Origin of the sequence: Streptomyces sp. NPDC051662, from assembly GCF_040681655.1 — a bacterium.
Taxonomy (GTDB): Bacteria; Actinomycetota; Actinomycetes; order Streptomycetales; family Streptomycetaceae; genus Streptomyces.
On the sequence record NZ_JBFAZD010000065.1, the window covers coordinates 1 to 4,264 of the forward strand.

Consider the following 4,264-nt stretch of genomic DNA (forward strand, 5'->3'; position numbering starts at 1 on the left):
CGGAAAACGACACCCCATACCCACCACCGCCACCGGCTCATGCACACGCCCCTCAACCTCACAAAGCCGCCGCTCAACCCTATGAAGCTCCACCGTCACGCGCTTAAGGTATTCGGCGGTCTTCGCTTCGTTCGTCATGGTTGGCCCCCTGGTTGTCCGAACCTGTCCGACGCTGTCGGCCAAGCCGGTTGTCGATAAGTTCGAAGATCTCGTCGGGCGTCGCCGACAGAATCGTGTCCGTGAGGTCCCCGCCGGGCCGCTCCACTTTCCGCAGCAGGGCATGAAGGCGCTCGGCGATCGCGTCGCGGACGCCGGCATCGGCCGGATCGAACGAGCCGAGGGACGCTTCCAGCGAATCGAGCCGCGCCATCGGGGAGACGTCCTCGACAGCGTCCACGACCGGAGCCAGCAGCTCGCGCACATGTGCCGCGAGTGCGGCGGCCGTCGGGTGGTTGAAGACCACAGTGGCGGGCAGCCGCAGACCGGTCGCCACACTGAGCCTGTTGCGCAGTTCGACGGCCGTCAGGGAGTCGAAACCCAACTCCTTGAAGGCCCGGCCGCTCTCGACGGCTCGACGGGTACCGCCCAGAACGGCAGCCGCGTGGCTGCTGACCAGTTCGAGCAGCAGAGCGTGCTGCTCCGACGCGGACAGCGCCGACAGCCGCAGCTTCCACGAGTCCTCGCCCGTCACGGCGCCGGCCGCCCTGCGCCGTGACGAGGTACGGACCAGGCCGCGCAGCACGGCGGGCAGCGGACCGCTGCGCGCGAGCTCCCGCAGGGACCGGGTGATGATCCTGGCCGGTGCCAGGGCCGAGGGCCCTCCGGCGAGAGCGGTGTCGAAGAGGGAGAGCGCGTCGTCGGTCGCCAGGGCACCGACGCCGGTGCGGTCCATGCGGGCCACATCCGCTCCGGAGAGATGGCTGGTCATCCCGGTGGACTCGGCCCAGTAGCCCCAGGCCAGGCTGGTCGCGGGCTGCCCGTGGGCATGACGGTGCGCGGCCAGACCGTCGAGAAAGGCATTGGCGGCGGCGTAGTTCGCCTGGCCCGGTGTGCCGATGACACCGGTGACGGACGAGAACAGCACGAACGCGGCGAGGTCCAGCCGAGAGGTCTGCTGATGCAGATTCCACGCGGCGTCCGCCTTGGGCCGGAGCACCTGGTGCAACCGGTCCGGGGTGAGCGCGTGCACCGTGGCGTCGGCGAGGACGCCGGCCGCGTGGATGACCGCGGTGAGCGGGTGGCCGGGGTCCACGGTGTCCAGGGTCGCCCGCAGTGCCTCGGGGTCCGCGACATCGCAGGCGACCACCATCACCTCGGCGCCCTCGGCGGCGAGTTCCGCGCGGATCCGGTCGGCGCCGTCGGCTTCCGGGCCCCTGCGGCTGGTCAGGAGCAGCCGCCGGACGCCGTGTGAGGTCACCAGGTGACGGGCGACAAGCCGGCCGAGAGTGCCCGTTCCGCCGGTGACGAGCACCGTACCGTCCGGGTCGAGCGGCCGGGCCGGCGCCTGCGGGCCGGGGATCGTCCTCGTCAGCCTCGGTATGTGCGACCTGCCCCCGCGCAGCGCGAGTTGGGGTTCTCCGGTGGCCAGTGCGCCGGGCAGCGCCCGCACCGAGGCCGGTGTGTCGTCGATGTCGATCAGCGTGACACGGTCCGGGTGTTCGGCCTGGGCGCTGCGGACCAGTCCCCAGACAGCGGCGCCTGCCAGTCCGGTCACGTCGTCGCCGGCCCGGACGGCGACGGCGCCCCGGGTGAGTACGACGAGTCGTCCGGCGTCGGTGCCCTCCTCGGAGAGCCACTCGCGCAGCAGCCCGAGCGCGGCCTCGGTCGCCCGGTGGGCGTGGTCCGAGGGGGTGTCGGGCCGGGGTGAGCCGACCTCGTCCCGCCCGGTGGCGGACCCGGACGCGGCGGTGGAGTCGGTGGGAGCGGCCAGTACGACATCGGACGAGGGGGCGCCGAGTGCGCGGGCCGAGGCGCTCGCCATGTCGGGGCAGGTCCGTACCGTCACCCCGGCGCGGACGAGTTCGCCCCGGAGGGACGCCGTCCCGTCTCCGAGGAGGGACCATACGCCGGAAGCGCCGCCCGCCGTGCGGTCCACCTCCGGCCAGTCGAGGTGGAAGAGGCTCCCGCCGTCCCGCTCCCGCGGCCGCCCCGCCGGATCGTCCGAGGCGTCCGAGGCGTCCGAGGCGCCCGAGGCGCCCGCCAGGGTGAGGGACTCGGCTGCCGCGACCGGCCGTCCGGCGGGGTCGGCCAGAGTCAGCCGGTAGCGGTCCGCGTCGAGCGCGGTGAGGCGTGCGCGTACGGAGGTGGACTGCGTGGCGTAGAGGCGCAGGCCGGTCCAGGACACCACCCGCCGTACGGCGGCGCCGTCCTGGTGCAGAGCGGGGGCGAGCGCGCGGGAAGCCGCGTCCAGGAGTTCGGGATGGATTCCGAAGCCGTCCACGTCGGTGGGCGGGTCCTCCGTGAGCGCCACCTCCGCGTACAGCTCGGAGCCGAGCCGCCACAGCGCCCGCACACCGCGGAACGGCTCTCCCGGACCGGCACCGTCGTCCTCAAGGTCCGGCGCGAGATCGGCGAGATCGATGGACATGGCCCCGGGCGGGGGCCACGCACCGTCGGCGGACTCCACGGCCGCGGCGTCGGCGTCGGCGCGTGGCAGAACGGCGGCCTCGGCGTGCCGTGTCCAGTCACCGTCCTCGTCCTCCGGGCGGGAGTGGACGAGGACCTCACGCCGCCCGGACGCGTCCGCCGCCCGGACGGTGACCTGGAGCTGACACGCGTGCTCGGCGGAGAGGCCGAGCGGAGAGAGCACCGTCAGTTCGTCCACCCAGGGGCACTCGACCTGCTCGCCGACGTGCAGGACGAGTTCGGCGAGCATCGCGCCGGACAGAGGTGCGCCCGGCACGGGACCGCCGGCCGACCCGAGGTGCGCGCCGGGGGCCAGGCGTCCGGTGAACACCAGCTCCCGGCTGTCGGCCAGCGGGACCGCCGCGCCCAGCAGGGCGTGTTCCGCCGCCAGCAGCCCGGCCGAGGTCACATCCGCGGTACCGGACGTGCTGTCCAGCCAGTACCTCTCCCGCTGGAAGGCGTACGTGGGCAGTTCGACCGTTCGGGCCCCGCGGTCGGCCAGTACGGCGGACCAGTCGGCGGTGGTGCCATGAGTGTGCACCTGGGCGACCGAGGTGAGAAAACGGCGCAGGCCCCCGTCGTCCCGGCGCAGTGTGCCCGTGACCAGAGCGTCCGCGGCGGCCCCCGCCGCGCCGCTCACCGTGTCCTGAACCGCCATGGTCAGCACCGGGTGCGGGCTGACCTCGACGAAGGTACGGTGCCCATCCGCCAGGAGCGCCTGGGTCGCACGCTCGAACCGCACGGTCCGGCGGAGGTTGCGGAACCAGTACGCGGCGTCCAGGGTCGCGGTGTCCAGCGGCTCACCGGTCACCGTCGAGTAGAAAGGAATCTCCGATTCCCGGGGGGTGATCCCGGACAGCAGCTCAAGCAGGTCATCGCGGAGGACATCGACATGCGGGGAGTGGGACGCGTAGTCGACGGCGATCCGTCGGGCGTCCACGCCCTCCTTCGCGCACTCGGCCAGCAGCTCGTCCAGCGCCTCGACGTCGGCGGAGACCGTGGTCGACGAGGGGCCGTTGACGGTGGCGATGTGCACACGACCGCCCAGACGCGCGAGTCGGGGCTCCAACTCGTGGGCGGGCACGGGCACGGAGGCCATCCCGCCGTTGCCGGCGAGCGCGACGATGGCCCGTGACCGCAGGGCCACCACCCGGGCCGCGTCGTCCAGACTGAGCGCGCCGGCCACGTGGGCGGCGGCGATCTCGCCCTGCGAGTGTCCGACGACCGCGTCAGGCACGATGCCCACGGAACGCCAGAGCTCCGCCAGCGACACCATCACCGCGAACAGCACGGGCTGGACCACGTCGACCCGGTCCAGGTTCGGCGCGTGCGGCACACCGCGTACCACGTCCAGCAGCGACCAGTCGGTGTGGGGCGCGAGAGCGTCCGCGCACTCCGCGAGCCGCTCGGCGAACACCTCGGACGAGTCGAGGAGTTCACGGGCCATGCCCAGCCATTGCGACCCCTGGCCGGGAAAGACGAAGACCGTACCCCCCGCTTCGTCCGCCGTCCCGGAGACCACCTGGGCGTCGGGTTCTCCGGCGGCGAGTGCTTCGAGTCCGGTGAGGAGTTCCGTACGGTCCTCGCCCACCACCACGGCCCGGTGATCGAACAACGCACGCGTCGTGGCCAACGACCA

Annotated in this window: 2 protein-coding genes; both read right to left on the reverse strand. The window is 72.9% G+C overall.

Features of this window, described 5'->3' with window-relative positions; translation table 11 throughout:
- Positions 1-138: polyketide synthase docking domain-containing protein (locus tag AB0M67_RS41505; RefSeq protein WP_365753394.1), on the reverse strand; the 138-nt coding region annotated here is incomplete at its 3' end.
- Positions 104-4,240, reverse strand: coding sequence for a type I polyketide synthase (locus AB0M67_RS41510; RefSeq protein ID WP_365753393.1), 4,137 nt, complete (start codon positions 4,238-4,240; stop codon positions 104-106). The genes AB0M67_RS41510 and AB0M67_RS41505, both read right to left, overlap by 35 nt.
- Positions 4,241-4,264: the final 24 nt, after the last annotated feature.